Here is a 26,299-nt window from a genome sequence, read left to right on the forward strand (position 1 = left end):
TAAACAGAGGAGAAAACAAGTGACACTCACTTGTTTTCTCCTTTTATAGTGAAATTTAGCACAAAAATTTGATCACTCGAGTCACTTTAGCTTGTCAACGTGTTAATCATGCTAATGTTCCAAATGATGAATTGATTTAAAAGATTGAAAAAAAGATATTTAACCGTATACTAGGATATACAAATTGAAGTTTAATATAGAGGAGCATATATATGGATATTAAACATATGAAGTATTTTGTGGAAGTCGTAAATCAACATGGTATGACAAATGCATCTAAATCATTATATATCGCCCAACCAACAATAAGTAAAGCGATTAAAGACATTGAAAAAGAATTGGATATGCCACTGTTTGATCGAAGCAAACGCCAACTTGTACTAACAGATGCTGGCTCAGTTTTTTATCATAAAAGTAAAGAAATCCTATCTTTATACAAAGATTTACCTAAAGAAATTAATAGTCTACTAGGTTTAGAAACAGGTCATATTAGTATTGGTTTGTCTGCAGTCATGAATATGAATAAATTTATACATATTTTAGGTGAATTCCATCAACAATATCCTAATGTAACTTATAATTTAGTGGAAAATGGTGGCAAAATGATTGAACATCAATTAATTAATGATGAAATTGACATCGGTATTACAACTTTACCAGTAGACCAGTCTATTTTCCATTCGTTGCCGTTATATCAAGAAGAGTTGAAATTAGTTTTGAATAAAGAACATCGTCTTGCGCAATATCAACAAGTGAAAATGAGCATGTTAAAAGACGAAGACTTTATCCTTTTTAATGAAGATTTTTACTTGAATGATAAAATTATTGAAGCAGCAAAGAATGCCGGTTATATACCTAATACAATATCTAAGATTTCACAATGGAACTTTATTGAAAATCTGTTAAATGCTCATCTAGGTGTCAGTATTTTACCGGAAAATATCGTAGGTTTATTAGACAGTGACTTTAAAAATATAACACTTGAAGATCCAGGCATGAGTTGGGAATTAGGTGTGATATGGAAACGAGATAAATATTTAAGTTATGCAACCAGGCAGTGGATAGATTTTATGAAACAACGTTTATAAAAGAAGTAGATAGGCGCTACGTACTATTTGTGGGAGTAGTTTGGGAATCAAAAGAATGTTTTGTTTTCAAACCTATTCCCGCTATTTTTTAGCTGTAAAAACCGATACTTAAAAAGTCATTTGAAAAGATACATCGAAAAATAGTCGATCAAATTAATAGGTTATAGCTATTTGGAATATGTAAAATCGCTTTCATAGAAAATAGTAATAGGTATTATGAAAAAACAATATTTTTATTATATTTAATGGCGCGTTATACTTAGTCATGTAATCAACAAAGTAGTTAAAAGTCAGCAGTTCAAAAGTATTAAAAAGGGTGATGAGTATTGCAGGTAGCGCTAAAGATTGTCAAAATTATGTTTCAAGCATTAATTATTATGGGTATTACTTTTATTGGTAATAAAATTCAAATGATTTTTGATATTCCGATTGCAGGCAGTATTGTTGGATTAATTTTATTTTTCTTATTACTGCAATTTAAAATTATTCCGACAAAATGGGTAGAAGAAGGCTCTAAATTTTTCTTAGCTACCATGGTATTTTTCTTTGTTCCATCTGTCGTAGGTATTATGGATGTCGCTAGTATGATTAATATTAATTTTGTTTTATTCTTTATCATGATTGTTCTAGGCACATGTTGTGTTGCTTTAATTTCAGGTTTTATTGCTGAAAAAATGGTTAAAGCTGAACAATACGGGAATGGTCAAGATTAGATGGTACTTCTAAAAGCATTGTTAATGATACTATTGACAGTTTGTATGTACGTTGGAGCAAAAAAATTACAATTTCAATACCGGAGCCCATTTTTAAACCCTGCCCTTATATCATCGATTGGAATTATCGTTGTATTATTATTATTTAACTTAGATTATCAACAGTACATGGTCGGTGGTAAGTGGATACACCAACTATTAAATTGTACAGTTGTAACATTAGCATATCCACTATATCAAAATCGTCATAAAATATTAGCTAATGGTAAAATTATATTTAGCAGTGTAATTACAGCAGTAATTTTGAACTTTGCATTTGTTTATGTCATATTAAAAATGTTTGGTTATTCAAAAGAAGTTATTGTTACGATGTTGCCAAGATCAATTACAGCTGCAGTAGGTATTCAGGTATCTCACCAAATGGGTGGTGTTGATGCCATAGCAGTGTTATTTATCGTTGCAACTGGTTTAATCGGAAGCATTTTAGGTGCATATTTGATTAAGTTCGGAAGATTTAAAACTTCTATTGCAAAAGGCCTAACTTTTGGTAATGCATCACATGCTTTTGGTACAGCTCAAGCACTTGATATTGATTTAGAAGCAGGCGCGTTTAGTTCAATTGGAATGATTTTGACTGCATTATTAAGTTCAATCGTTCTCCCGATACTCATAATCTTTTTATATTAAGCAATCGTGTTAAAGCACAGTATTAACTATTTTAAGGGATAATAAATAAATCGTTAAAATTTGGAAGGAGCAATTTTTACAATGGCAAAAATTAAAGCAAATGAAGCATTAGTAAAAGCATTACAAGCATGGGAAATAGATCATTTATATGGTATTCCAGGAGATTCTATAGATGCAGTAGTAGATAGTTTAAGAACTGAAAGAGATAATATTGAATTTGTTCATGTGCGTCATGAAGAAGTAGCAAGTTTAGCAGCTGCCAGTCATACAAAATTAACTGGTAAAATTGGTGTTGCATTAAGTATCGGTGGACCAGGTGTCGTTCATTTACTTAATGGTATGTATGATGCCAAAATGGACAATGTGCCTCAACTTATTTTAGCAGGACAAACAGATAGTACAGCACTAGGAACAAAAGCATTCCAAGAAACAGATATCAGTAAAATGGTAGACGATGTGGCAGTCTATAATCGTCAAATCTCTGAAAATGATAAAGATATATTTGGTATTGTTAATGAAGCTATTCGTACAGCTTATGAGAAAAAAGGTGTTGCAGTTTTAATTCTGCCAAATAACCTATTGACAAACAAAGTGAAAGATACAACAAATACACCAGTGGACACTGCGCCACCAGCACGTATTGCACCAAAACCACGTAGCATCAAAAAAGCTACTAAGTTGATCAACAAAAGTAAACGTCCAGTTATGATTATTGGTACTGGTGCTAAACATGCTAAAGATGAAGTGAAAGAATTTATTGAAGCGGTTAAAATTCCTTCAATCATTACTTTACCAGCAAAAGGTATCTTAGCTGATGCACACCCATATAATTTAGGTAACTTAGGTAAAATTGGTACTAAAGTATCTTATCAAACGATTCAAGATGCTGATTTACTAATAATGGTAGGTACAAACTATCCTTATGTTGACTATTTACCTAAGAAAAATATCAAAGCAATTCAAATCGATACAAATCCAGAAAATATTGGACATCGTTTTGACGTAAATGCTGGTATTATTGGTGATAGTAAATTAGCATTGCAACAATTAACGGATAGTGCTAAACATGTGAAAAATCGTGACTTCTTAAATAAAACATTAGAAAGAAAAGCGACTTGGGATTCTTGGATGGATAAAGATAAAGCAGATGAAAGTTCACCAATTCGTCCAGAACGTCTAATGGATGCAATCAACCAAGTAAAAACAGATGACGCGATTTTCTCAATCGATGTCGGTACATCTACTGTTTGGTCAACACGTTATTTAGATCTAACAGTGAATAATAAGTTTATCGTTTCTAGTTGGTTAGGTACGATGGGCTGTGCGCTACCAGGTGCATTGGCAGCAAAACGTGCTTATCCTAATCGTCAAGTAGTTGGTATAGCAGGCGACGGTGCATTTGAAATGGTAATGCAAGACTTTGCAACAGCAGTTCAATATGATTTACCAATGACTATATTTGTTTTAAACAACCAAGAATTATCATTTATTAAATATGAACAACAAGCTGCTGGAGAGTTAGAATATGCAATTAACTTCACTGACATAGACTTAGCGCAATTTGCTGAAAGTTGTGGTGGTGTTGGTTATACACTTAAAGATCCAAATAGAATTGATGAAGTCGTAGAAGAAGCAATGGCTCAAGATAGACCAACAATTGTCAATGTTTATGTTGATCCAAATGCTGCACCATTACCTGGTAAAATTGTAAAAGATGAAGCTATTAACTATGGTAAATGGGCATACAGATCTATTACAGAAGATAAAAAATTAGATTTAGATGAAATTCCACCAATGTCAACAGCTGTCAAACGTTTCTTCTAAATCATTATAAATAAAAGATTCAGAGACTTTAATTTCTCAGACTAAGATTAAACGCCAATTCCTATTGAAATATGATAGGAATTGGCGTTTTTTGCTTTGTAAAGTTTTGTATCAAGTTGCAGCCGGATTCTAATAAATACAAAGTGATTTTGTAGCGTGCTGACGCCTAGGGAAAAGATATGAGTGAGAGACTACAGGCTCGAATCATATTCCCAGGCAAGCATGCACGGACAAAATCACAATATTTTAAGAATAAAAGTAGTATATAACGTTCGTTACAAGTTAAGTTTATCATTTAGTAAAAATGAAAAAATTAATATTTTTATAGATTACATTACGTTTTAAATAATTTTAAACCAGCTCATATTAAATTTATTTGTGAATATTGTTTTAAGTAAAAGTACTCTTTTGTACTTATAAATACAAAGTGATTTTGTAGCGTGCTGACGCCTAGGGAAAAGATATAAGTGAGAGACTACAGGCTCGAATCATATTCCCAGGCAAGCATGCACGGACAAAATCACAATATTTTAATTATCAAGAGATTAATCATACACTTTTTAAAACTTTTTCAAAAAGATGATTTGATGATTTAATTTAAGATATTTAAAAATAGATTGAAAATTCAGCATAATATCTATAAAGTGTATTATTATAATAGTTATTTATTAAATTGATTTATCAGGTCAGTTTTAAGTCACAGTATTTTTCAATTAAAAACAATTTAATGGGGGATATTTAAAATGTTCAAATCAATTTTCAAAAGGATAACATTTAAAACGCCGCATACATATGCATTGTTGTTATTTATCATTGTTGTAGCAAGTCTCCTCACATATTTAATACCAGCAGGGGAATATGCACGTGAAAAAAAAGACGGACAAACATTGGTTATATCAGGTTCATATCAAGAAGTATCACAACATGGCGTTTCGTTTTTTGATATATTTCGGGCGATTCCGGAAGGGTTATTGAGTGGAGGAGAAATTGTATTTTACATTTTCTTAGTAGGTGGCGCATTCGGTATTGTCCATAAAACAGGAGCCTTTGAAAATGGTGTGAATAAAGCTATGAGCACACTAGGTTCTTATAAAGTATTGATGATTCCTTTGACTATGACGATATTTTCTATATTAGGATTTTCAATTGGATTAGCAGAAGAAACAATTATCTTTGTTCCTATTGGGATTATTATAGCGAGAACATTAGGATATGATGCGTTGACAGGAGCGGCAATGGTTATACTTGGAGCAGCAAGTGGTTTTATTGGTGGTATGTTAAATCCATTTACTGTTGGTGTCGCGCAATCTGTAGCGGAGTTGCCACTATTTTCAGGATGGGGACTGCGTTCGATTATTTATATTTTTATTTTATTGGCAGCTATAACAACAGTAATGATATATGCGCGTAAAGTGAAACAAGATATGTCGAAAAGTATTGTTTACGAACTGGAACAAGCTGAAGGACAGTCAACGGCAACGATGGATACACCACGCTTTACAAAGCGACAAAAAGTAGGTTTATTACTCATTGTTGCAGCGATTATATTAAATGTGTTTGGTATTTTTAATTATGGTTGGTCCTTTAACGAAATGAGTGCTAATTTCTTATTAGCAGGTTTACTTGCAGGTGTCATTGGTGGATTGGGCATCAATGGGACTTTTGAAGCTATGATAGAAGGTATGAAAGATATTTTATTTGGCGCAATGATTGTTGGTTTTGCTAAAGGTATTATTGTTATTTTAGAAGATGGGCAGGTAATAGATACTATCGTCCATGGTATGACTACCTTGCTTACAGATGTCCCTTCGTCGGCAGTAATTATCGCGATGTTTATCTTACAATTCTTTTTAAATTTCTTTATACCATCAGGTTCTGGACAAGCATTAACTACTATGCCACTCATGGTGCCAATTTCCGACTTGTTACATATCAATAGACAAATTACTGTACTTGCATTCCAATATGGTGATTCAATCAGTAACGTCTTATTTCCAACTTCTGCAATTTTAATGGGTGCTTTAGCTGTCGGAAAGATATCCTATACACAGTGGCTTAAATTTGCTTGGAAATTAATTTTAGTGTGGGTCATTATATGTTGCATTGGTATGTCAATAGCCCTGATGATAGGTTATTAATCAATATGGATTAAGTTATACAATTAAGTTGAAATTTATGTTGTTAGGCGTAGTATCTGATATTAAAGTATGAATTGAATATTGGATATACGCCTATTTTTATATTATTAATTATTAAAATGTTGAAATATTCAGAAATTACAAATAAGATATGAGATAAGACACTAGTAAAGAAGGTGAGGCAATGCAATATAGACCATTTATAGAAATACAGCCAAAAGTTACATTGAGACCGCCAGATCTTAAAATGGCCGAGGCATTATTTGAAACCATTCAAGAAAATTTCGCGCATTTATCTCGATTTTTAGATTTTATTACAGAGGATCTCACTGTAGATGCAGAAAAATCATATTTAAAAATGATGATACAACATCAAGCTGAAAGTAAAGGTCAATTATTTCTAATCTATTACGAAGATAAATTGATTGGCACAATAGATTTACATAAAATAGATTTAAAAAACAGCAAAGCAGAAATAGGTTACTGGCTGGCGAAAGGCTATACAGGTAAACGAATTGCGACAGAAAGTGTTGCATTTATATGTGGCTATGCATTTAAAATTTTAGGACTGAATAAACTCACGATTATTGCTGATGTGCGAAATATTGCTAGCAATAAAGTTGCTGAAAATGCAGGTTTTCATTTTGTCGCAACTGACGTTCAAGACATGAATGATGGTGAAAATTTTCAAGATATGAATCGCTATATTTTATTAAGAGATCATTATGATTTGGCAGAAAATAATTAAACGTAAGATTGATTGTCTATATCAAGCATGCTTAATTGTATCTGGTGTATCCAATACTCAAGCAATTGTTAAATTATTGAAATGACCCATATTTACTTTGGCAATACGCTGACAAAAAGATGATAAAAAGGGGGTTACGGACTTGATGGCTAGAGGCATTAATCATATTGGTTTAACTGTACCTGATATTGAAATAGCAACAGCTTTCTTCAAGGAAGGTTTAGGTGGTCGTATTGCTTATGATAGCCAAACTAAAATGGATGAACCTAGAGGAGGTCAATTTGTTGAACATGTATTAGGATTGGAGAATGGCGCTGAAATTGTAAAAAAAAGAATGATGGTGTTTAATGATGGCCCTAATATAGAGATGTTTGAATTTGTACAAGCCAACCAAAAAAGCGCCGTAAATTTACAAGATATTGGTTATACACATATTTCGTTTTACGTGGATGACTTTGAAACATCGCTTAATAAAATTAAACAAGCTGGGGGACGACCTATCTCTGAACCTCATAGTAATACAAAATATGAAGATACAGATGGTAATCGTACTGTATATGTGAAAACACCCTGGGGAAGTTTGATTGAATTACAAACAATACCAAATGGTTATTACTATCCTAAAGATAGCGAGGCAAGCGTATTTATTCCAGACGTGTAAGAAATATTGACACAGGAGGTCAAAAGTAATGATAAGCAAAAAATTAGATGTCGCCAACTTACCCACACCTATTCATAAGTTAGAGCACTTAAGTCAACGTTTAGGCAAAGAAATTTATATTAAAAGAGATGATTATACTGGCACAGAAATATCAGGGAATAAAGTAAGAAAGTTAGAGTATACGATACAATATGTAATTGATCATGGATACGATACGATTATTACAACCGGTGCAATCACATCTAATCATGCTAGAGCAACAGCAGCACTATGTGCAAAGTATCAAATTGAATGTCATCTCGTACTAAAAGGCACCATGAAAGCTTTTGAAGGTAATTTATTTTTAGACGCTATGTTTGGCGCACATATACATGTGATCGACGACAATCAGTCTAGAGAAATAGCGATGACTCAATTGAGACATACACTAGAAGGCAAAAATAAAACACCTTTTATGATACCAACGGGTGCATCAGATTGGATAGGCACGCATGGTTATATCAATGCCTTTGAAGAAATTTTAAGACAAGAAGCCGAATTAGGTTGTCATTTTGACTCTATTAATGTCGCCGTAGGTTCAGGTGGCACATATGCAGGTTTATGGTTTGGTAAGCACAGTAATAAAATTGATACTAAGATAATTGGCTATGCAGTCAATGAAAGTGCGGCGACCTTTAAAAATAAAGTGCAAACAATCATTAATCATTTAGATGAAAGCATAGACAAATTCGATACAATCACCATTAACGACTGTTATATTGGATTAGGTTATGCGCAAGCAACAGATGAAGAATTAGCATTTTATATTGACATTGCACAACTAGAAGGTATTGTATTAGACCCAACTTATACAGGGAAAGCTTTTAGAGGTATGGTTAAAGAAATTCAAGCAGGAAAATATGATGATCAACAAGCAATTTTGTTTATTCATACGGGTGGTTTACAAGGTTATACAGAAGAAACAAGAACACGTATTCAACAATTGCTGCCACATTTCGATAATAATTTATAATAAATTGAGATTGAGGATTATGATAACTTTTTGTAGTCTAAAGCAAATAAATTGCTAAAAAGACTGTATATAGTGCATAATATTAAACACTTTATAATTAAGGAGGGTGTTCTAAATGACGCAAACATTAACTTCTATGGATGAATATCATTCATTTATTAACAAATATCCGCTCGTAGTCGTTCACGTAATGAGAGAAAATTGTAGTGTTTGTCACGCGGTATTGCCACAAATTGAAGACTTGATGCGCGAATTTCCAGACATACCGTTAGGCGTGATTAATCAAAGTAATGTAGAATCAATTGCTGGTGAATTATCAATATTTACGGTACCAGTTGATTTAATCTTTCTCAACGGTAAAGAAATGCATCGCCAAGGCAGATTTATTGATATGCAACAGTTAGAACACCAATTATCCATGATGCATGAAAGTTTAAAATCATAAGTGAAAGTGAAATAGATAAAAATTGTATATTATAAGTGCTTAGACATCCTGTTGTTAGTGTATTAACATAAAAGTAATACTAATAATAGGATGTTTCAATTTAAAAGGATTATATTTAAAAATAAATTGCCTAAAATAAAAAAAGAGGTAAATTAAAACACAAGTATCATATATAATAAAAATAATGTATGATAAGATTAATCTATTGAATTGAGGAGGAGTATTTATGCGCATAGAAAGAATATGTCCGAATGAAGCTGAAGCGCTGTATACTTGCATGAAAAAGATTGATCAAGAGACACAATACATGCTTTATTTACCTGATGAAAGAAGTTTTAATAAAGATAGCCTGGTTGATGATATTAAACATAATTTTTATATTGGTGTTAAAACAGATGAAAATGATATCTTAGGATATTTATCTGTACATATTAGTAGGTTAGCTAAAATTAAACATATCGGTTACATCGTGACAGGCGTGTTAAATGAACAACATCATCAAGGATTAGCTACAAAGATGTTTCAAGAAACAATAAAGTGGGCAGAGCGGAAAGGGTTAAGAAGACTTGAATTAACGGTCATTACAACCAATACTCCGGCAGTTAAATTTTATGAAAAATTAGGCTTTAAAATTGAAGGTATTAAACATGAATCTATTTATATGGATCATCATTTTTATGATGAACTATATATGTCAATGATGATAAATCAATCATTTTCAATAGATTCAGCTATACTCGAACGTTAACTTAATATAAGTTATCAATACATATTAATATTTTGAGTGACCTATCTAATAATTGAGCTTAACCTTCTAGTCATAAATCAATCGTTTATTGGAGGTAGTATAAGATGCTAAAAAAAATATTAACCTTTGCAAGTGTTAGCGTGATAGCTTCATACTTATTTGCCAAGCTTATAGAAAAACGTAGTTATCAAAGCTTTTTGTATGAAATAATGATTAGAGCGACAAAGATGAAACAGCCATTTGAAAAGAAAATAAACGCACAAAAGGCGCTTGCGTCTGTAAAAGCACAAACGCAAGGCGAGTATGCAGGCACGGATTATAACTTTGACAATGCCGTTTATACTAAAAAATTGCACGATATAACCAATTATGTTGTGAATGATAGAGAAGATCATCAACAAAAAGTAGTGATATACATTCATGGTGGTGCATGGTTCCAAGATCCGCTGCCATATCATTTCGAATATATAGATATGTTGGCAACAGCATTTGACGCAAAAGTAATCATGCCAATATATCCAAAAATTCCACACGCAACTTATAAGGAAACTTTCGAATTACTAGAAGAAATTTATAGATATGAATTAGATCAAAAGATGAGTTCTGAGCGTATTGTTATTATGGGCGATTCGGCTGGAGGTCAAATAGCATTATCTTTCGCACAATATTTGAGAACGTTGGACTTACCACAGCCAAGTGATATTGTGATGATTTCACCTGTGCTGGATTGTACATTTAGTCATCCAGAAATTCATAGCTATGAAAAAATTGATCCTATGTTAGGTGTTGCAGGAAGCAAATATTTAATTAGCTTATGGGCTGACAAACTGTCATTAACGGATTGGAGAGTATCGCCAATATATGGAACATTCAATGGATTAGGAAGAATGACTATTTCAATAGGTACCAAAGAAACACTTTATCCAGATGCTGTTAAGCTATCGCGAATGTTAAATGCTCAAGGTATTCACCATAACTTTATCCCAGGATACCAACTATTTCATATTCATCCTATTTTCCCAATCCCTGAAAGAGCACAATTTATCAAAAAGTTAAAAAAGATTATAGACTAACATAATCACATATTAACACGGTAAACATTTTGGGTTGATATGATAAAACACCACGATGAGGTTTGAATTCATTGAATATATATTTAGAGGTTTTTCAACAATTTCATTCACATGTCTTTGATATATTATTTGTAGGAATAAGTACTGAAGTTTCCATTGGTAGTGTATGTTGAGCCATATTATAACCATTATACATAAGTTACCTTGGTAATTTAGTATAGTTAGTGTTAATTAAATTATCAAAGTGACTTGTTTTTAAGTGTTTTAATGTAAAATTACATATGGATGCGTTGTATTTTGGCGAGATGCTTGAGGGAACAGGATAAGTTGAAGACGACAGGCTGAAGCTGTCCCCATAAAAGAGCGAGCCAACAATCCGAAGTATTGAGTAACAAAAAAGCACGCAGATGAATTGATTTAAATCATTTGCGTGTTTTTTTCTAGGATTTATGTACCAAATTCTATTATGTTTTTATAAGATTATATCAAAAGCGTAATGATGGCCGATTTATAATCATGCTTATTTTGAGTTATTTAAATAAGTAGAGAAGAAATCTGTAAATAAATCAACAAATGTTAGATATACATCTTTTTCCACATGCTCATCTACTTGGTGTGCTTGGTTAACAGCACCGGGACCAAACATAATAAATGAAAAGTTTTCATCTTTGTCTACCAGTAAATCAGACGCGTCGGTAACACCAGGTGAAGCTTCAGTTGGTAATGTAGTATTTAAATATTTTTCTCCCATTTCAACAGCAAGTTCAGTCAATTTATTTTCTCCTGTAGTATAAACAGGTGGTCTAGACATGTATGTGTCAATATCAATATCCGTTTGTTCAGTTTCGACTTGCTTTAAGATTTCATTGAAATATGAGATGAATTGTTCGTTATCATGTTCAGGGATTGTACGAATATTAAATTCAGATTCAGCATGTTCTGGAATTGAATTTACTTGGTTACCACCGTTGAAAATTGTGGCATTCATAATTGCATTGCCTAACAAATCATTGCTTTTAGTGAATTTTTCAAAGCCCTCATCAGCTTTATAAACAAATTTTACTAATGGTGAAATTGCATTGAAACCTAGCTGTGGCATAGAACTATGTGAAGCTTTACCACGGGAAGTGACACGAATGTCCATAGAGCCTTTGTGTGCATAGATAATTCGATCTTGAGAAGGCTCAGCAATCACAAGTGCATCGACATCATTCATGTATCCTTTATCTTGAAAAGTTTTTGCACCTTCACCTACAATTTCTTCACCAGCAGTTGCCAATAAACGAATTTTCCCATGTTGTAATAAGTTTTGATCATGAATATCTATCATACTGATGACTAATGCTGCTAAACCTGATTTCATATCAGCTGAACCACGACCATACAGTTTGCCATCAACTTCAGTAAGTTTGAATGGATCATATGTCCATTTACTTTCATCACCAGCAGAAACAACATCCATATGACCAGAAATGCCCAATATTGGGCCATCTTTACCGATTTCAGCCACTAAGTTTGCACGACTGTCGTTAATTTTAATGATGTCGGAATTTATGTCATGTTCTGCTAATAACTTTTGCAGATATTCACAAACTTCGATTTCATTGTTATTAACGGATTTAATGCTAATCAAGTCTTCTAAGATTTGAATTTTCTCTTGATCAGTAAACTTACTCATAATAAAAACCCCATTTCAGATATAATAAGAAAACTAACACCATAATTATATCTGAAAATTCAGACTGTTTGAAATTAAACCCCTCCGTAAAAAGGCATAATAATGAGAATTTGAACAAATTGTCAAAAATAAGTTACAAAAATTAAACATGGTTTTTAGATGCGTCATTATCTAAAGACCATGTTTTTATCGTTTTATATTGGTTGATTGTTGGTTGACCTATGTGTTTAGATTGCAAATGTTTAGGGGTAGAACGATTTTCTTGTGTAGATGAAGTAGATGGTTCGGAAGATTTTGTGGTGTTGTTAGTCTCATCTACATTTTCAATATGTCTCGTATTATCTGTATCAAGTACTGCACCACGCATATCATTGCCTTGGAAACTGCCTACTAAAATCATGATTAAATAACCACAAGTTATAAGCGCAACAATAATGAGATAGAGTGAAACAGTTAACTTTACAGGTTTGCTCATGTCCATCCTCCTAGAATATCTTTAATTCCTTTCACCCTTAAGATAACATTCGAATTTTAATAATGTGTAAATTTCAAGTAAATATTATATTTCGTATTTTTAACTTTAATTAGTAATTGATGAAAAATTTTTATATTATTTTTTGCTTAAAATTTTTAACTGAAGAAAAAGCATTATCGTTGATATGAAAGTATTTAATATAATCTTTAATATAATTTTACATTAAATGTAAATGTGTATTTACATTCAATTAACAGTTAATTTATAGACTTTATATAAAATCAACAACTACGTGGTAGCATGTCATTATTGAAAGGTATAATGATTAGATTATAAATTTAAGGTCATTTTTGTAATGGTTTTTGGCTAAATTAATGATTTTAGCATGTAATTAATAAATACGCTGATGAAAAGAGGGACAGAGTTTGCTACTAATCATAATTTGTGTAGGCGTTATTCTATGGTTAGGAATTGTCGAGAAACGAAGACATTCTGACAGATTAGAAAAGATTCCTATACGTATTAATATAAATGGTATTAGAGGTAAATCAACGATTACACGCTTGATTTACAGTATTTTGCGGGAAGATAAATACCGCGTGATTGGTAAAACAACTGGTACAGATGCACGTATGATGTACTGGTTTACACCAAGAGAATATCCAGTATATAGGAAACCTCAGGGTGCAAATATCGGCGAACAACGAGATATCGTCAGAAAAGTTGTGAAACAAAGAGCTAACGCATTAGTCAATGAGTGTATGGCAGTTAATCCAGACTATCAAATTACATTCCAAAAAGATTTAGTGAAAGCGAACATTGGTGTCATTGTTAATGTGATGGAAGACCATATGGATGTGTTAGGGCCAACTTTAGACGAAGTTGCTCAAGCATTTACAGCAACGATTCCATATAAAGGACATCTCGTGGTAATGAAGGACGACTATACTAAATTTTTTGCTAAAGTAGCTAAACGGCGTAAAACAAAATTAATTGTAGTCGATAAAGAAGAAGTACCAGAATCATATTTACGAGAATTTGGATATATTGTCTTTCCGGATAATGTAGCAATTGCAATGGGAGTTGCTGAAGCATTAGGCATCGACAGAGACACTGCCTTAAGAGGTATGTTAAACGCACCACCAGATGTAGGTGCTGTTGAAGTTAAATACTTTAATGCAAACAATACAACGAATGTCTATGTGAATGCCTTTGCAGCAAATGAGCCACAATCTACTAAAGCAATTTTAAATAAAGTAGAATCATATAATTACCCATATCAAAGAATTGTTATAATTTTAAATTGTCGCTCAGATAGGGTAGATAGAACCCGACAATTTGTAGAAAATTTCATAAAAGATGTACCGTTCGATACATTAATTTGTACTGGAAAAAGTACCCAAATGGTATCGGAAGTGATGAGAGAATTACCCGATAAAAAATATTTGAATTTTGAAGGTAAAAATATAAGTGAAGTTGAACGTGCGCTTTATGCAGAATCACATAATGCTTTGATATTCTGTGTTGGTAATATTCATGGACCAGGAAAAGAAATCGCACAATATATAGAAGGGATACATTAATATGATAGGTTCAGAGTTATATTTTTCATTATTCGTGGGGATTGTTTTAAGCCTCATATTTGCCGAAAAATTCGGCATTAGTCCTGCTGGATTAGTTGTTCCAGGATATCTAGCGCTGATTTTCGATCAACCAATCATGCTGCTATCTGTACTAATCATTAGTTGCATTACATATTTTATTGTGAACCATGGTATTAGCCGCTTTGTTATTCTTTATGGGCGTAGGAAATTTGCTGCAATGATATTAACTGGAATGGTTTTAAAATTTATATTTGATTTAATTTATCCATTAACGCCATTTGAGATGGTAGAAATGTCCGGTATTGGTGTTGTAATACCAGGTATCATCGCAAATACTATACAAAAACAAGGTGTCGTAATAACTTTATCTACGTGTATGTTATTAACATGTATTACATACATTGTCTTATTCTTTTATAGCTTTATTAATTAGTAAGGAGCAGATATATGAAGCAATCTAAACGATTTTCTATCGATGAGCGTGTTTTGAAGTGGACAAAGCGCCATAAAAGAAGGAATTCCATATATACCGGCTTGATATTAATTATAGCGATCATTTTGTTAGTATTTGTATTAAAGCAACAGGATTTTGAACCTGTTAAAGCTATGAATAAAGGAAAAGATGAAATTAAGCTAACATATCTAGGTAATGTGGAATTAAACAATCATACAAGAAAAAACAATATTAATGATACTTTTAGTGCTGTCGAAAACATGTTGAAAGATAGTGATTATTCTACAGCAAGCTTGAATTTAACCAAGTTTTCAGATGATAGAAAAACAAATATTAATAAAAATTTAGAAAATGTAATGTTTTTAAAAAGCTTAAATATTAAAAGTTTAAATATTATAAATCAAGTTACTGATAACATTACAGCAAGAGATTTTAGTAAAGCTGTTGAGGCACAAAATGGATATAATTTTTTAACTGGTAATGGTTCTAATCCTATCAACAGTAAAACAGTACAACAAACAGTAAAAGGTAAAAAAGTAGCTAATGTTTCCTTTACAGACGTTGAGTCTGATTACACAGATCCTTTAAAAAACACTACATCCATTAGCTTGGAACCTAATATTTATGTTCCATTAATAAAAAAATTGAAAGAAAAAAATGATTATGTAGTCGTTAATGTGGACTGGGGTATAACCGATGAAAGGTCAGTAACAACAAGGCAAAAACAGTATGCACACTCACTCGTAGATGCAGGTGCTGATGTCATCGTCGGACATAACACAGTTGTTCAGGAAATTGAAAATTATAAAGATGCCAGCATTTTTTATAGTTTAGGTAATGTAACTTCAGAAGGTTTTTTATCAAAAAATAAACAAGGTTTAGCTGTCCAACAGAATTGGAACGGTAAAAATTCTAAATTCATGATTACACCTATCAAATCAGTGGGCGGTAAATTGACTAAATCTACACCTAACAAAATTGAAGAAACAAAATTATTAAATAATATTAAAGGTGACAATATAAATCTTAAAAAAGAGAATGGAGGTTATACGTATGAACATTAAAGATCATTGGGTAAGTATTACAATAATTGCAGTTGTGTTGATAATATTCTTGCTAATTGTATTCGCTAGAGCGAACGAAGGTTTAGACCGTTATGAACAAAATGAACTTAAATCTTCACACCATCAATATTTATCTAAAGGAGCTTAGCTATGAGTATTTATAATAAAAAAACGCTCATCGTAATATTACTCCTTACTATTATCATATCCTTTGCATTTTATATGATTACAAAAAAGGATAATTATGATAAAGATGATTTATATGAAAATAAAATTGCGGATCATCAACAAGACATATCGGATAAAAATTACGGTGTAGCTTCAAATAATCCGATTGCTACACGTGTTGGAGAAAAAATATTGAAAGATGGTGGTAACGCAGTTGACGCGTCAATCGGAGTGTCATATGCCCTTGCTGTCACTGAACCACACTCTTCTGGCCTAGGCGGCGGAGGTGCGATGCTGGCTTACGATGGTCAAGAAAATGTTGCACCAAAACAATGGCAGTATAAAGATATTTCTTCTTTTAATTACAAGCAAAAAGATAAAATTGGTGTTCCAGGTTTCGTTCGAGGTCTTGAAGACGCTCATAAAGAGGCAGGAAAAATGGATAGAAAGAAAATCATGAACTATGTTATTCCTTTAGCTGAAGAAGGCTTTGAAGTTGATTCAGAATTAGAAAGAAGTTTGAAACTATATGGTTCAGATGTAGATAGAGATTCACCTTTCTTTGAAGGAGAGCAAACCAAAAGAGAAGGTGATGTCATTAAGCAACCAGCTTTAGCTAAAACATTAAAAGGGATTAGAGATAACGGGCCTAATTATTTCTACGATAAAGTTGGTAAAAGTATCACTAAGCAAACGGATGACAAACTGACCGAAAAAGATTTCCAAAGTTATAAAACAGAGAAAAAAGAGCCAGTAAGTACAGACTATTTAAATAATAAAGTTTATGCTGCATCTAATCCTTTAGGAGGGTCACTGATGCTACAAGGTTTAGAAATTGATGAAGCTACTAATAATCAAGCAGCTCAAGGTGATCGTTTGGATTATATCACGGGTATTTTAAAATCTAGAGACTTGATGTATCGAAATAGGGATATTGTAAATGGGCAAGATGAAGACTATGATGAATATCTTTCCCAAGATTACCTGTTAGGTAGATTAAATGAAATTAATTTTGAAAGTAATTTCAATACAAATAACATCGATAATACGAGCACAACACACTTTGTGGTTGTTGATAAAGATGGACAGTTGACAAGTACAACGAATACGTTAGCAAGCTTCTTTGGTTCAGGGGAGTATGTAAAAGAAGGATTCTATATGAATAATTCATTAAGTAACTTCTCTTCTAATCCATCTAGTCCAAATTATGGTGCTAAGCATAAGCAACCACGCTCATTTACTTCACCGAGCATCGTAGTTGGACCTGATTATTACATGGGTATAGGAACGCCAGGTGGTAACAAAATTCCGACTACGCTCAATGAGGTTATTATTGATTACTTACGTAGCGATGGCACACTACAAGATTCTATTGATAAACCACGTTTTTATAACGATGGAGGAAAAATCTTTTACGAAAATGCCACAGATCAGCAAGATATAGACATTTTCAAAAGTTTAGGATTTGAAATTGAAGAAAAACGTAATGACCCTAACTTTGGTAGTGTACAAGCTGCACTATATAATAAAAATGATAAAACAGTAGAAATCGGTCATGATGTGGGTAACAGGTAGATTTTTTTAAAAAATGTATAAAAAAAGTCCAAGGCATCAAATGATGTCTTGGACTTTTTTATTGAGTTTTAATTTCTATCATTCATGTACTGTGCTTATTTGAGAAATTATTATATAACGTACGCGCAAAGATAATAACTACAACAATTGCACCTATGTAACCTACAAATGGGTATATAATGGAAACTAATTCTCCAAAAGGTAAAGTACCACAAATAATAAAAATAACACCTAACACAACTGTAACAGGCACGCTAAGTTTTGCTGGAAAAATTTTCATAAATTCATTTTTAACTAACCAATACATTGGGGCAGTTGTAGAATAAATACCCAATAAAATACATACTGAAAATATAAATGCTATCAATGGCGCAATCGTATTACCTAAATAAAGTACAGGAACCTCTAATTCAAATACATGATCAGAATGCACTAATAGTGCAATAATCATTACAACCACAGTTAGCATCAACACAGAGCCACCAACAATACCTGTAATGCCTGCTTCTTTTCTACTATTAGATTGTTGACCAAGCTGTGAAAAGAAAATACTTCCTGCTAAGATGTTATAACAGAAAAATAAACCGCCAGCTTGCCACCAATGTGTTGTTGGTTGTAAATTTTTAGCGCTTTCTGGTAAATAGAGCATATTAGATAAATTACCGATATTTGAGAAAAAGACAATTAGACAAATACCTATTGTCAAGATGACGATAATCGGACCTACAGTACCAATAATATCAACCAATTTTTTTAAACCTAAAATCACTGTAATCATTGCAATAATGCCCATACCTAGTACACCAACTAGATTGGGAAGATGGAATTGCTCTGCAACTACAGCTCCTGTACCAGCAATCATGATGACAACAATGCTAAAAATAAAAATAATTGTAAAGTATTCAATCATTGTTCCCAGGATATTGCCACAATAATACTTAAATATTCTGCCAGGTTGTTTTAATTGAAGATCAAATCCCTTCATCATTAAAGTTGAACCAAGTAAACAGAACAATAATGCGCTAACTAAAGCTCCGAATATACCATATATGCCAAAGGAAGCAAAAAATTGCATCACTTCTTGTCCTGTTGCAAAACCAGATCCTATGAGATAAGCGATGTAAGCACCGCTAAGTTTTATAATATTTGTGAGTTTAATTTGTTGTTGCATCATTGATTCCCCCAATTTTACCAACCTTGACCAGCAATGTCGTAATTATCTAATTTTCCAGATGCTAAATCTTCAATTGCAGATTCTAAGACATTTAATGCCGTATCAAGTTGGTTATACGTTATGACTAATGGAGGTTGGAAACGCAGTACGTTTCCAGCTACTGCAATAATCACAACGCCATTATCAAAACAGCGATTACAAACTTTTAATGCCGCTTCCGCATCACGTGTTTTACTATCTTTATCAGCAACGATATCAATACCTATCGACAATCCTTTGCCTCTGACGTCCCCAACTGCTTCGAATCGTTCGATCCACGTATCCATGCGTTTGCGTACATATTCACCTTTTTCTGTACTCGCTTGAAGTAAATGCTCATCCTCAATCATACCAATTGTAGCCAAGGCCGCTTCACAGCTTACTGGGTTAGCTCCTGTTGTAAACAAATGTGCTGGCGCTTCTAATGTGTCCATGATTTCAGCACGTCCTATAATTGCAGACATAGGTAGTCCACCTGCTAATGATTTTCCAAAGGTAATCAAATCCGGTTCAATATGATAATGTGAAACTGAACTCCATTCGCCAGTTCGACCAAGACCTTGTTGGATATCATCCACTGCTAATAAAATGCCATATGTCTTGCATAAATCTTGTAAAGCTTCAAAGTAGCCATCTATTGGCTCTAATAATCCCCCGTCACCTTGTATTGTTTCAATAACGATACAAGCTACTTCATCAGCAGGTACATACTTTTCAAACATTTCTTTAAGTGGCGCGAGGTATTCATCAACGGTGTTAGCGTTTGGACTACCAAACATGCCTCTGTAGCTATCAGGGAATGGAATATGATAAAAGCCTGGCAACATTGGACCATATTTTTTTCTCATGTTTAGGCTTATTGCGGACATCGATAATGACCCATAAGTTGATCCGTGGTAAGCATTCACGAAACTGATGATATAAGGTCTTCCTGTATATGCTCTTGCAAGTTTTACGATACCGTCATTTGCATCTGAACCAGAAAGTCCGAAAAGAACACGTTTTTCGTAGTTTCCTGGTGCGATTTCACAGAGTTTCTTAGCAAGTTTAACTAAAGGCTCATGATACATATAAGCAGGCGTATAGTGTATGAATTTATCTACTTGTGATTTAATAGCATCTGACACTGGTTGGGGTGCATGCCCTACATTTTGTGAGCTAGCACTAGCAAGTAAATCGATATATGTATTGCCGTCCATATCAACAAGTGTTGCACCATAACCATGAGAAATAGCTAATGGATAATATTTTATTCGTCCTGGTTTAGCAAAATACTGACTATCTTCATTGATTAATTGAGTGGCTTTTTCCATTCTGTCCATAAATATCATTCCTCCCATGTATTACTCAATATAAATTGGTTTAAAAGTTATACAAATTCAATTCGCACCTTTAACTTCATATCCCGTTTTTTAAAGAGTGAGGTGTTATTAAATATGTTTTATATAATTTCATTAATATTCTTAAATATAATGAAATGGTGATACGTATGAATATACTAAGAAAATTCGGAATTGTAAATATATTCTGAAAATTTAAAGTTGAATAACACTTAAAATTTGTAATATGACACATATAATCTTGCGTAATGCATTGTATGAAGACAAAATATACATTTATTAAAATTTTAGAGAAATGATGTATTGATAATTGGGCAAAACATAGGGAAGATGAAATATATAAAACTATGAAATGGATAGTTAGGTTTTGAGAAGTTTTTCGTTTATAATATAAATGATATGAGCGATACAATTCGATGTAATTGATAATTGTTTTCAATTATAGTATCTTGAGTCTACACTAATGTTATAGCATAGTCATGTTTACTTGTATTAATAATATTTATCGTTATATGTAAAGAGGGAGTTTTAGATGAACAATAGTAAGATAGAAGTTAAAGATTTAATAAATATAGGACTCTTTACGGCTATATATTTTATTTTTATAGCACCTCCTGGCATTTTAGGTATTATACCTATATTCATGTTATTGCTTCCTGCAATGGTTGGTTTAGTAGGTGGCATACCTATTATATTACTAATATCAAAAGTTCAAAAATTTGGTGCATTGACAATATGCGGAACGATTGTAAGTCTTATTTTAGCTATTATGGGACATCCATGGATTGCGTTGGTATTTAGTATTCCTGTGATATTATTAGCTGATGGCTTAATGGCTATGAAACGTTATAAAAGTTGGAAACACAATTGTTTAGGGTACATTCTCTTTTCCTTTTGGCCCATTGGTACATTTATACCATTTTACTTTATGAGAAATTCATATTTATCCTTTATTCAAGATAAATACGGTATTGAATATGAGCAAACGGTCGCCACTTTATTTTCTGTAGAAATGATACCAGTTATTATTATTACTACAATCATTGGTGCATGGATCGGCGTTTATATAGCAAAATTAATTTTAAAAAAACATTTCAAACGTACAGGTATGATTTAACATGTATAGTCAAACGATCCCACAAAGCCACTTACTAAATTTAGATCCTAGAATTAAAATTGCGCTTATCTTGATGATATCACTCGTTGCATTAACAGGCGGCGTTACAGGTGTTGAAGTGTATTTAAGGGCAGTAATCATACTTGTGCCAGCATTATTATTATTATGTATTAAAAAATATACTATAGGGCTAGTCATCTTGATATTAACTGTGATGGCGTGGTATGGAGAAGCGTTTGTAACGATTGATGGTAACCAAGTTGCTACATTGTTAATTTTTGTACCGGCAGGCATCATAACACGTTTTTTACCATCCCTCGCAATGGGCTATTATATATTTAAAACCACACAAATTGAAGTGCTAATAACAGGTTTAGAACGAATGAAATTGTCTAGAAAAATCACGATTCCAATTGCCGTTATGTTTAGGTTTTTACCGACAATTAGAGAAGAATCGGCTGCTATAAAGGATGCTATGAAGATGAGAGGTATATCTTTGAAAATTGCTTTTATACATCCAATACAATATGTTGAATATCGAGTTGTTCCATTACTAAACAGTGTTGTGAAAATTGGTAACGAATTAACTATTGCTTCAATTACACGTGGGTTGAATTTAACGCATAGACGTACATCAATCATTTCGCTTAAAATACGTTGGTTAGATTGGTTGTTGTTAGTGTTAATACTGTTCCTTTGTATCATTTATTATGTAATGTGAGGGTAGGATATGATTCAATTTAAAGACGTATCTTTTAAATACGATGAAAGCAAAAGTAAAATATTAAATAATATTAACCTTACTATTGATGATGGTGAGGTTATTTGTTTAACAGGAACTTCAGGTTGTGGAAAAACAACTTTAACAAGGTTGCTAAATGGTATTATTCCTAATTTTTATAAAGGACAGATAGAAGGTCAAATTTTAATAAATCATAAAGATGCACAGCAACAAGATGTTTATGAGTTAACACAGCAAAGTGGTTCAGTTTTCCAAAATCCAAGATCACAATTTTTTTGTTTGAATACGACAAGTGAACTGGCATTTGAACTTGAAAATTATGGTGTATCAGCTAGTCGGATTATGACACGAATCAAAGAAACCGCTGAACAGTTTAATTTTAAACACCTTTTAGATAGGGATATATTTAATTTGTCTGGCGGTGAAAAGCAATTGCTAGCTTGCAGTGCTATTCAAGTATATGGTCACGAATTGATTATTTTGGACGAGCCATCGTCAAATTTAGATTTTAATACAATGTTAAAGTTACAACAAATGATCGAAACTTGGAAAGCGGAAGGTAAAACAATTATTATTGCTGAACATCGATTACACTATTTAACTAAAATAGCTGACCGTTTTATGATAATGGATGACGGAAAAATAAGTGCAATTTATGAAAATGAACAATTTAATAAGTTATCAAATAAACAATTAGCAAAGCTAGGATTAAGAGCTATTCATTTAGAACAATTGCAAGTAAAAACTAAAGTGAATAATAAAGTGGGTTACTTAAGTTTACAAAATTACTATTTTAGATATAAGAGAAGGCAAAAATTAGCTTTAGATATAGATGATATCAGTATCAGTAAGGGAAAAGTGACAGCGATTATTGGCCATAATGGTTCAGGTAAATCAACATTTGCGCGCTGTCTAACTGGAGTCGAGAAAAAATTTAAAGGGACTATTAATACTGGAGAAAAGTGGGTAACACCACAACAAAGTCTTGCAGAAGCTTATTTGGTATTTCAAGATGTTAACAATCAATTATTTGCTGAAAGTGTGGAAGAAGAACTGAGGTTAAGTAATCCAACTTTAAATGATGAGACAATTAAGCGGTGTTTGCAAAACTATAGTATTTCTGAACATCTAGACAGACATCCTTTGTCACTGTCTGGAGGTGAGAAGCAGCGTTTAGCTATTGCTAGTGCAGTAGAAACGAAAAGGGATATATTGATTTTTGATGAACCTTCTAGCGGTTTAGATGGTCACCATATGCGGGAAATGAGTACAATTATTAACCAATTGGCAAATGAAGGACACACAGTATTAGTTATAACTCATGATTATGAAATGTTACTCGCTTGTGCAGATGAAGTGCTTCATTTAGAAAAAGGAAAAGTAAAAAAGCAATATGAAATTAACAACGATACAATTGAATATTTACAATCATTTTTTAATATCATTTGAAAAATACAAGATGTAAATAATTAAACGAGATAGATATTATTGATATCTATCTCGTTTGTTATGTTTTTAATGTATTTTTGATAAATCAAGAATTAATCGGAAACATGATATATTTTATTTCTGATTTTGTAACTGTAATAGTTAGTAAATTATGATAACTATGCATCGTTAACTTAGAAAGTGGAGTATTAGCCTTGTTGATTTGTTCGAGAATTTTGGAATCAATAGCGCTTAAGTCCAGGTTATTTGGGATCAAATGTGAAATGATACCATGATTTTCGTTAAGCACTCGTGTGTAAACTGGAAAATCAGTGATGTAATTATGAACAATATTTGCAATTAGGTCAGATGTTGGTGTTGAATAGTTTAAACTATTAAATAATAGCATGTGAAAATGATGTTTAGATTTACCAATTAAACCATAAGGGAATTTAGCAATTTGCAAATTTAAAAAAGGTTTTAATAAACTGAAAACGTGAACGATTGGCATGGTACTACAATTATGATTAATCAGCATAAATTGTTCATCATCTTCAGAAAAATATGGAAATGCAAAGCCACCAATTAATGTTTGAAAATCAATTAGCAAATGCATCAGTAAGATATGTGGCGAAATGGACATATCTTTATAATAATGTTTTAAATTGGAATGTGTGAGATTATTAAAAACCACTTTTTTGGCAATAGTTGGATGTAATTGGTTTAAAAATAACATAATGGTCTGATGGGTATCAAAAGCATTATCAGCGTTGAACCAGTTTCTTGATATAATGTTTTTTAGTAAATACCAATCTGTATCAATGAAATAAAAATCAGCATTTAATGAACTAATATTTTTTTGAAATCTTGAAAAGTTGCCACTGTTTTCCAAGATATGTCCAACATTAACCGCACATTTTATAGTGGGGAACTGTTGTTTAAAGTTATCAATTAATCTTTGATCATTTTTAAATGTTTTATGGTTTGTTTCAATAAGTAAACTAACATTTGAAATATGTTCATTAAGCAGCGTTAATGAAGTCAATAGTTTTATAATTTGGTAATCAATTGATTGTGAAAAGGATGGATTATCAACTTTCAAAGTTATTTCAAAACCTTTGATAAGCAATTGTTTGATTGCTGCAAATACATTGTGATGGTCTAATTTGTTTAAATCATCGAAATTAGTGTGAAGTAAAATTAAATTTGGTTTTGAAATTAGCGATAGCATATTAATTGAAAAAGTAGATTGATTAAATGAGATTAACTTATGTAAATCATTAAACGTGATAAAAGTACGTGTCATATTAAATTTCTGAGTATACTTCAGTTTATTCAAGACGATTTGATTAGACGAAATATGTTGATTATGAGAAAAATTATATAATTTGTTGATAGTCTTGCTTAAGTTGGGAGTGCTTAACGAAACTTGGTATAGTGAATTTAAATCATTTTTTCTGAATTGATGAATATAGAATTTTGGCGGCATCTTTATATAGAATTTGAAATTTTTAGAATATGTACTAACATTAGTGAAACTATATTTTAATGCGACGTCGTAAATGCTTTGTTCTTTCTCTAATAAATCAAATAAAGATAATGCAATTTTAAGAGAACTTGTATATTGTTTGAAGTTCATATTTAATATTTTGGAAAATAAAATAGATATATATGATTGTGATATATAAAAAGCATTAGATACTTGTTTTGTAGTTAAAGGTTCATTGATGTGTTTATGTATGTATTGAGTCAAACGTTGAACCAGAGGGTGTTTAGTATACAAAATAGGTAGATATTGATCGTCTAAATCAACTTTTGCTTCTTTAAGTAAAAACTCAATAATATTAGATATATAAAGATGCATACATTTTCTATTTTGAGTATGATTCTGTAATTTTTGCAAAACTAAATTTCGAAATTGCTCTATATATTTAATTTGTTTGATATCAAACAAAGCATTAGCGATGGATTTATCTTTTTCTATAAATAAAGGTAATGGAATCTTAAGTTCTATTAAATTATCAATATCGATATATTGATAAAGGTCTGCATTATTGATTATACAAGCGTGATCAATAGTTATCATCGATCCATTTAAATTTATTTTACATGATTTATTTATAGGAATTAAAATAATAATTTCATTTATGCATCTTGCCAACTCAGTCATATAATGATTTTTTATTGATAGAGAGCTTATCACAAAGATCACCTTTACTTTATTTTGTTACACTCACAATTAAATGATTAACGTTATTGTACAACCGACACAGACAAAATAGTTAGGTTACAAATAAAGTTTGT

General features: G+C 32.0%; 24 protein-coding genes and 1 pseudogene. 19 read left to right on the forward strand and 6 right to left on the reverse strand.

From position 1 onward, the window contains the following. Positions 1-212: 212 nt before the first annotated feature. The 11 genes from cidR to KA883_RS03265 all read left to right on the forward strand — a co-directional run bounded on the left by cidR (position 213) and on the right by KA883_RS03265 (position 11,137). Positions 213-1,088, forward strand: a complete 876-nt coding sequence (cidR, locus tag KA883_RS03215) for a cidABC operon transcriptional activator CidR (protein WP_046206747.1) — start codon at positions 213-215, stop codon at positions 1,086-1,088. Positions 1,089-1,414: 326 nt separating this feature from the next. Further along, a complete protein-coding gene (locus tag KA883_RS03220) occupies positions 1,415-1,801 on the forward strand; it encodes a CidA/LrgA family protein (RefSeq protein ID WP_046206748.1) in 387 nt (128 codons plus the stop codon). Beyond that, entirely contained in the window at positions 1,802-2,488 is a 687-nt protein-coding gene (locus KA883_RS03225) for an LrgB family protein (protein WP_046206749.1), read from the forward strand. A gap of 81 nt (positions 2,489-2,569) precedes the next feature. Continuing rightward, on the forward strand, positions 2,570-4,312 hold the full coding sequence (locus KA883_RS03230; protein ID WP_046206750.1) for a pyruvate oxidase: 1,743 nt from the start codon (positions 2,570-2,572) through the stop codon (positions 4,310-4,312). A 743-nt stretch (positions 4,313-5,055) separates the two neighbouring features. Beyond that, the gene (locus KA883_RS03235) at positions 5,056-6,450 is read left to right on the forward strand and encodes a YfcC family protein (RefSeq protein ID WP_046206751.1); all 1,395 of its coding nucleotides are present in this window, start codon (positions 5,056-5,058) and stop codon (positions 6,448-6,450) included. 184 nt (positions 6,451-6,634) lie between these two features. Beyond that, positions 6,635-7,198 carry a GNAT family N-acetyltransferase gene (locus KA883_RS03240; protein WP_046206752.1) on the forward strand — a complete coding sequence of 188 codons (564 nt, stop codon included), beginning with the start codon at positions 6,635-6,637 and terminating at the stop codon, positions 7,196-7,198. A 145-nt stretch (positions 7,199-7,343) separates the two neighbouring features. Further along, a complete protein-coding gene (locus KA883_RS03245) occupies positions 7,344-7,859 on the forward strand; it encodes a VOC family protein (RefSeq protein WP_046206753.1) in 516 nt (171 codons plus the stop codon). 28 nt (positions 7,860-7,887) lie between these two features. Beyond that, a complete protein-coding gene (locus tag KA883_RS03250; RefSeq protein WP_046206754.1) occupies positions 7,888-8,871 on the forward strand; it encodes a D-cysteine desulfhydrase family protein in 984 nt (327 codons plus the stop codon). Between the two features lie 115 nt (positions 8,872-8,986). Continuing rightward, positions 8,987-9,316 (forward strand): thioredoxin family protein, encoded by a 330-nt coding sequence (locus tag KA883_RS03255; protein ID WP_046206755.1) that lies wholly within the window; start codon positions 8,987-8,989, stop codon positions 9,314-9,316. Positions 9,317-9,542: 226 nt separating this feature from the next. Continuing rightward, positions 9,543-10,064 carry a GNAT family N-acetyltransferase gene (locus KA883_RS03260; RefSeq protein WP_046206756.1) on the forward strand — a complete coding sequence of 174 codons (522 nt, stop codon included), beginning with the start codon at positions 9,543-9,545 and terminating at the stop codon, positions 10,062-10,064. Between the two features lie 104 nt (positions 10,065-10,168). Then, complete coding sequence (locus KA883_RS03265; protein ID WP_046206757.1) at positions 10,169-11,137, forward strand: alpha/beta hydrolase fold domain-containing protein; 969 nt, start codon at positions 10,169-10,171, stop codon at positions 11,135-11,137. A 10-nt stretch (positions 11,138-11,147) separates the two neighbouring features. Here KA883_RS03265 and KA883_RS13720 read toward each other — a convergent pair. The 3 genes and pseudogenes from KA883_RS13720 to KA883_RS03275 form a co-directional block, all read right to left on the reverse strand. After that, positions 11,148-11,333 (reverse strand): annotated as a pseudogene (locus KA883_RS13720) (IS5/IS1182 family transposase); the annotation flags it as partial. A gap of 324 nt (positions 11,334-11,657) precedes the next feature. Beyond that, entirely contained in the window at positions 11,658-12,815 is a 1,158-nt protein-coding gene (locus KA883_RS03270) for an ArgE/DapE family deacylase (protein WP_046206758.1), read from the reverse strand. 142 nt (positions 12,816-12,957) lie between these two features. After that, entirely contained in the window at positions 12,958-13,290 is a 333-nt protein-coding gene (locus KA883_RS03275) for a hypothetical protein (protein ID WP_046206759.1), read from the reverse strand. Between the two features lie 425 nt (positions 13,291-13,715). Here KA883_RS03275 and pgsB point away from each other — a divergent pair, with 425 nt between their 5' ends. The 5 genes from pgsB to KA883_RS03300 are packed head-to-tail and all read left to right on the forward strand — an operon-like array spanning position 13,716 to position 18,155. Further along, positions 13,716-14,873: a poly-gamma-glutamate synthase PgsB gene (pgsB, locus tag KA883_RS03280; RefSeq protein ID WP_046206760.1), complete on the forward strand. Its 1,158-nt coding sequence runs from the start codon at positions 13,716-13,718 to the stop codon at positions 14,871-14,873. A gap of 1 nt (position 14,874) precedes the next feature. Beyond that, a complete protein-coding gene (gene pgsC, locus KA883_RS03285; protein WP_046206761.1) occupies positions 14,875-15,327 on the forward strand; it encodes a poly-gamma-glutamate biosynthesis protein PgsC in 453 nt (150 codons plus the stop codon). 14 nt (positions 15,328-15,341) lie between these two features. Then, positions 15,342-16,412 (forward strand): CapA family protein, encoded by a 1,071-nt coding sequence (locus KA883_RS03290; RefSeq protein WP_064209259.1) that lies wholly within the window; start codon positions 15,342-15,344, stop codon positions 16,410-16,412. After that, positions 16,402-16,560: a hypothetical protein gene (locus KA883_RS03295; RefSeq protein ID WP_019470031.1), complete on the forward strand. Its 159-nt coding sequence runs from the start codon at positions 16,402-16,404 to the stop codon at positions 16,558-16,560. The genes KA883_RS03290 and KA883_RS03295 overlap by 11 nt, the downstream gene beginning before the upstream one ends. Positions 16,561-16,562: 2 nt before the next feature. Next, the gene (locus tag KA883_RS03300) at positions 16,563-18,155 is read left to right on the forward strand and encodes a gamma-glutamyltransferase (protein WP_046206763.1); all 1,593 of its coding nucleotides are present in this window, start codon (positions 16,563-16,565) and stop codon (positions 18,153-18,155) included. 82 nt (positions 18,156-18,237) lie between these two features. Here KA883_RS03300 and KA883_RS03305 read toward each other — a convergent pair whose 3' ends face one another. Then, positions 18,238-19,329: a YkvI family membrane protein gene (locus KA883_RS03305; protein WP_225309904.1), complete on the reverse strand. Its 1,092-nt coding sequence runs from the start codon at positions 19,327-19,329 to the stop codon at positions 18,238-18,240. 14 nt (positions 19,330-19,343) lie between these two features. Further along, the gene (locus KA883_RS03310) at positions 19,344-20,681 is read right to left on the reverse strand and encodes an aspartate aminotransferase family protein (RefSeq protein ID WP_210139870.1); all 1,338 of its coding nucleotides are present in this window, start codon (positions 20,679-20,681) and stop codon (positions 19,344-19,346) included. Positions 20,682-21,240: 559 nt separating this feature from the next. Between KA883_RS03310 and KA883_RS03315 the strand changes: the two genes are divergently transcribed. The 3 genes from KA883_RS03315 to KA883_RS03325 are packed head-to-tail and all read left to right on the forward strand — an operon-like array spanning position 21,241 to position 24,016. After that, positions 21,241-21,825 carry an MptD family putative ECF transporter S component gene (locus KA883_RS03315; RefSeq protein WP_046206765.1) on the forward strand — a complete coding sequence of 195 codons (585 nt, stop codon included), beginning with the start codon at positions 21,241-21,243 and terminating at the stop codon, positions 21,823-21,825. Between the two features lies 1 nt (position 21,826). After that, entirely contained in the window at positions 21,827-22,546 is a 720-nt protein-coding gene (locus KA883_RS03320; protein ID WP_046206766.1) for an energy-coupling factor transporter transmembrane component T, read from the forward strand. A 9-nt stretch (positions 22,547-22,555) separates the two neighbouring features. Beyond that, positions 22,556-24,016 (forward strand): ABC transporter ATP-binding protein, encoded by a 1,461-nt coding sequence (locus KA883_RS03325; protein ID WP_046206767.1) that lies wholly within the window; start codon positions 22,556-22,558, stop codon positions 24,014-24,016. 85 nt (positions 24,017-24,101) lie between these two features. On the opposite strand, the gene KA883_RS03330 is transcribed toward KA883_RS03325, so the two are convergent. After that, the gene (locus KA883_RS03330) at positions 24,102-26,081 is read right to left on the reverse strand and encodes a helix-turn-helix transcriptional regulator (protein WP_196296350.1); all 1,980 of its coding nucleotides are present in this window, start codon (positions 26,079-26,081) and stop codon (positions 24,102-24,104) included. Positions 26,082-26,299 lie beyond the last annotated feature (218 nt).

Origin of the sequence: Staphylococcus sp. GDY8P54P (assembly GCF_017892645.1) — a bacterium.
Taxonomy (GTDB): Bacteria; Bacillota; Bacilli; order Staphylococcales; family Staphylococcaceae; genus Staphylococcus; species Staphylococcus ureilyticus.